This is a genomic window from Legionella fairfieldensis ATCC 49588, assembly GCF_000621525.1.
GTDB classification, from domain to species: Bacteria; Pseudomonadota; Gammaproteobacteria; order Legionellales; family Legionellaceae; genus Tatlockia; species Tatlockia fairfieldensis.
In genome coordinates this window covers 1-4,987 of sequence record NZ_JHYC01000048.1, presented here as the reverse complement: position 1 = coordinate 4,987, position 4,987 = coordinate 1, and the positions used below count along the sequence as shown (strand labels likewise).

The window sequence follows — 4,987 nt, the reverse complement described above, 5'->3', positions numbered from 1 at the left end:
GCTTTTTTACTTTTTTTCAAGCACCTCTTTTAAAATTTCTGACTTTAAGCGCTCTTCAGCGTACATCTTCTTTAAGCGGCTATTCTCTGCTTCAAGTTCCTTTAGCCGAGCCATCATTGGAAGATCCATGCCTCCATACTTGGCTCGCCAGTTATAGAATGTCGCATTGCTTATACCATGCTCTCGACATAAATCTGGAACTGCAACACCACTTTGAGCTTGCTTCAATATCGACAGGATTTGGCTGTCACTAAATTTTGATTTCTTCATGCAGAATCTCCTTGCACATACATTACGAGAAAATTCTACTTTTGGCATCAACTATTTTGTGGGCGGATTACCATTAGGAGAGAAAAATGACTAATGTTTTGGCGGAAAAAAGAATAGCGATTTTAATAGCTAATGGCTTTGAACAAGTAGAAATGACTATGCCGAGAAAAGCATTAGACGAAGAAGGTGCTAAAACGGAAATCATTTCTCCTGAGGAATCGACCGTAAGAGGCTGGAAAGAAACCGATTGGGGTGATCAATTTACTATCAATGTCCCTCTAAAAGAGGCTAAAGCAGAGAAATATGATGCATTGTTATTACCAGGCGGTGTTTTAAGCCCTGATAAATTAAGAACAAACAAATTAGCTATTGATTTTATTAAAAATATGTATGATAGCAATAAACCAATCGCGGCAATCTGTCATGGGCCATGGTTATTGATCAATGCAGGAATTGCAAGAGGACGAAAAATAACGTCCTGGTCTTCTATTAAAGAAGATTTAATTAATGCGGGAGCAATTTGGCTGGATGAAGAAGTAGTGAGAGATGGTTCGATTCTTACAAGCCGGAATCCTGGCGATATACCTGCTTTTAATAAAGCAATTATTAAGCTTTTTGGCCAATAACAATTTAATAATTATCAGGATAGTTATTAAGAGGGTGCTAAATTGCTCCTAATAGTTTATGCTGGGACCTTAAATTTGGCTGCGCTTGTTTGCTATGAGTAAGCGAATAGCTTGTACAATTTGAGGTTTAACAGGTATGTTTTTTGCCCAAGATAACTGGTTCAATCTTTTTCTTATACGCTATATACCATTTACCGATTTATTAAATGGATTAGGGCGTACAAATAAAAGTATTCATTTTAAAACATTAAATTTTTTATTCGAACAACAATCTCAGGATGCACTGTTTTATCAAAAAAGACAACTGAGTTTTTTAATTAAGAATTACGAGGATTATCCAATTCATCTAGCTCCCCAGATAGAGCATTGGATGTACAATGGTGTGTTATCAGCTTCGGATCGCATTAATGCGCTCAATTACCTCGCAAAAGAAGCCGGAGCCGTTTTTTCGATAAGACCGGTTTATTTTGAGCAAATTTTAAATCAACTTTGTAAAGCGGACTTATCTATTCGTTCATTGCCTCTGATTAACTTCATTAATGCCACTTTTTTGTTATATACACCTGAGCAGTTAAAAACATTAGCTGCTCATGTAAATTTTGGGCTTAATGAGAGCCGTTATGGTTGTGAGCAAAGATTATATCCTGCTGCATTGCAATTTGTTAATAATTTTGTTTCTTATTTTGAAATGAGACAAGTTGAAACTATATTAGACAAATTACACGAAAATGAAAGTTATTTTAATAATTTTACCGGATATTTTTGTAAATCCGCTCGATTGATAGCACCTGCTGTATACTCCAGGTTAACAAAAAAAGCTCAACAAAACGATGAGGTTATTTTTAATGAATTAATTAAGACATACTTTAAAAATTCGAGCCACCCATTTACATTGGAAAAAATTGACTTCTTATTACCTTTGTTACCTGAGAATGAATTTAGAAGAATATTGGTTGAGTTACTCGGGAACAAAAAAGAAATTTATTACTCCAAAGAAACTATAATCTTATTAGGCCATTTTATTCCAAGATTGAAATTCAATGACCTAAATGATGTATGGCCTACAATTTTCTATTATTTTGAGACCAACAGGGAGAAATCAGCCACTAAACTCCTCTTACAGACATTTGGCTCTCAACTTGACTATGAAGCCTTGCAAAAGTTATGGCCTCTTTCTCAATACAATAGTCCATTTTTCTCAATGCCAGAAGAGGCAAAATGGCTTTGTCAATGGAAATTAACGCTTTTTATACCTTTTCTATCAAAGGAAGTCATTCAAAATTTATATGAACAACTGGCTCTTCAATCAATTCCAGACAAGGATGGTTTAATTAATCATTTTCTATCAAAGGAAGTCATTCAAAATTTATATGAACAACTGGCTCTTCAATCAATTCCAGACAAGGATGGTTTAATTAATCATTATTTTATTATGAAAAGGATATTCCTGCCTCATTTATCCAAAAAACAACTTGAAAATGATTTGTTGTATATAAAAAATAAGTTAACAGAGACTTCGTATGAGTTTCAAATCTATTATTTTTTAGAATCTCTTTTACCTCGACTGAATTATAAAAAAGTACTTGATTTAACTAAGCTCTTAATTGCCAATTTCTGTTACTTGTCAGCAAATATATGCAAGGAGTGGTATTTAAAGGTTATGAGAACCGTTTTACCTCTTTATATCAATCATTTAAAAGAAGATGATCTTAAAAAAATACTGACTGACCTTATTAAAAAAAAACCGGTTAGCTTTCCAAATCATTTTTCTTATTATTCACTTGAAGAGGGATGGCTATTTCTCAATGTTGATTTATTTGCCCTTATTGCTGATACTCGCCACATTCATTTATTAGGGAATTTTTCCGCATACTTGATCAATGGGCTGCATAAAGTCAGTGGCATTAAAAGAGAATTTAGCTATAAGTCTATAGGTCCTCATATCACTAGTCAAAAAATAGTGGCTGTTTTTGAAAAAATTCTTCCTCATTTTACTCAGCATAAAATCAAGGAATTTTTATTCTTAATTTTGTGTCAAAAAAACTCGAAAATTTATGAGTACTTTTTAAAAATAGAAAAAGAGCAGCGAGTTGAGAATACTATCAGTAAGGAATTGATTGATTTTTTTGAAAAGAATACAAAACCCTTTTTAAGCTTGTTGAAATGCTTTAAGTCTTTTATGACAAATCAGCAACAAGATTTAATCATTCGTCAAGTGCAAATATATACCCAAAATACTCCATTATATCATGAAGAATTTATTTCTTTTTTAATTGGTTTTTCCGGGAAAATAGAAAATAATGGTTATTATAGTTTTTTTAGTGCGAGAATGTATTTATCACTTCTTGAAGATCTTAAAAAAGCCATTAATTTAAAACATACTCCTAAGTCATTGCAAATATTTCAACAGGAATTAAAAAATATTGTCGATCAACTTAAGCAAGATAATAACTCTATTATTTCCAGAGTTCACCGTCTTATCTTGAATAATTTCAATTTATTTTTAAGCGATATAAGTGATGATAACTTTAATTACTTTAAGAAAAAATGTTTGAAGTTTTTAGAAAAATTTTGTCAAAAATATAACAAAAATTCTTATCTATTAAGATATTTAAATCAAATAGCCAATTCCATAAAAAAAGGCTTTAATTATCCACCATCGCCAACGTATTGCTCTTTTTTCAATAGAAGATATAACACAATAAAAAAACAGTTAGACATCATTGAGAATGATTGGCCAGTAGAAGAACGTAAGCCAAAATTAAATTAGGCGAGAAGTTTTTAAGCCCACTGGATTGTTGCTCTATTTTTATAGGATTAATTATTACCAACTAGATTTGTAAGTGTTCACGGGATATGCAAATTTTCTCTTCCAGACTTTGTTCCATGACTTGTCTTTCCTGCGTTAATCCATAACAGTGCCTTACAAGGAGCTATTTTTTCCGGGGCAAAATGTATTCCTTTCCCCCATATAAAAAGGCTAATGCAAAAAGAGCGTCATTACTATCGTCGTGCTTTAGTTTTAATTGAAGGAGTATACAGTATGGATGGGGATATCCCGAATGTCCCTGAATTTGTCAACATTAAAAATCAATATAATGCCCGTCTGATGATTAATGAAGCCCATTCAATAGGTGTTATTGGCGAGCATGGTGGGGGAATAAATGATTATTTTAATATGAATATTAATGATGTTGATCTCTGGATGGGCACATTAAGTAAAGCCTTTGCGAGTTGTGGTGGCTATATTGCGGGGAAACGATCTTTAATTGAGTTTATCAAATACAGTTGCGGCGGATTTGTTTTTTCTGCCGGTATAAGTCCCGCGAATGCTGCAGCAGCGCTAACCAGCCTCCGCCTTTTAAAACAAGACCCCTTAAGGCCAAAAAAATTACAGCAACGGGCTGCAACCTTATTGAACTATTTGCAGGAACATGGCATCAACACGGGGTCCAGTCAAGATACCCCTATTATTCCTGTCATTGTGGGTGATGAACGAAAAGCCATTAATTTCAGTTTAAAATTGCGGAACCAGAGAATTTATACTATTCCTATTATTTATCCTGCTGTGGATAAGAATTTGGCTCGGATTCGATTATTTATTAATTATCTACATACAGAAGAACAAATTATTTTTACTGCGAAGATGATTTGTAAATATCTGAGACGGTAAGAACACTTCTTCTTCCTGTAAAACAGGTATGCCAGAAATCCTTGATTGAATTAACTCGTTAGGATAAATTAGTAACCCTCTGTTGCAAAAATTACCATCAAATCATATAAGAGAGGATACTCATGAAAAAATCCCTGCATAATTCGATCAACAACGATTCCACATCTCTTACTCCACTTAATACTACTCCCATTAAACCAGACTTCTTCCCCGGAAGCATTTTTAATCCTCGAAATATAACGCTTAACAAGGGATCTCAAAACTTATCAGGCTCTGATAAGAATGAAGCAATCAAACAAGATGTAACAAACAGTATGTTCTCCGGTAATCCGCCCACAAAATAGTTGATGCCAAAAGTAGAATTTTCTCGTAATGTATGTGCAAGGAGATTCTGCATGAAGAAATCAAAATTTAGTGA

Annotated in this window: 3 protein-coding genes and 1 pseudogene; 3 read left to right on the top strand and 1 reads right to left on the bottom strand. The window is 33.4% G+C overall.

Translation table 11 applies throughout. The features are described 5' to 3' along the window. Window positions 1-9 precede the first annotated feature (9 nt). Window positions 10-270, bottom strand: a pseudogene (locus T345_RS0110605) (transposase); the annotation flags it as partial. An 86-nt stretch (window positions 271-356) separates the two neighbouring features. Here T345_RS0110605 and T345_RS0110595 point away from each other — a divergent pair. The 3 genes from T345_RS0110595 to T345_RS14175 all read left to right on the top strand — a co-directional run bounded on the left by T345_RS0110595 (window position 357) and on the right by T345_RS14175 (window position 4,569). Further along, entirely contained in the window at window positions 357-896 is a 540-nt protein-coding gene (locus T345_RS0110595) for a type 1 glutamine amidotransferase domain-containing protein (RefSeq protein WP_028389320.1), read from the top strand. Between the two features lie 136 nt (window positions 897-1,032). Beyond that, window positions 1,033-3,666 carry a hypothetical protein gene (locus T345_RS0110590; RefSeq protein ID WP_028389319.1) on the top strand — a complete coding sequence of 878 codons (2,634 nt, stop codon included), beginning with the start codon at window positions 1,033-1,035 and terminating at the stop codon, window positions 3,664-3,666. Window positions 3,667-3,804: 138 nt separating this feature from the next. Continuing rightward, the gene (locus tag T345_RS14175; RefSeq protein WP_084273798.1) at window positions 3,805-4,569 is read left to right on the top strand and encodes an aminotransferase class I/II-fold pyridoxal phosphate-dependent enzyme; all 765 of its coding nucleotides are present in this window, start codon (window positions 3,805-3,807) and stop codon (window positions 4,567-4,569) included. Window positions 4,570-4,987: the final 418 nt, after the last annotated feature.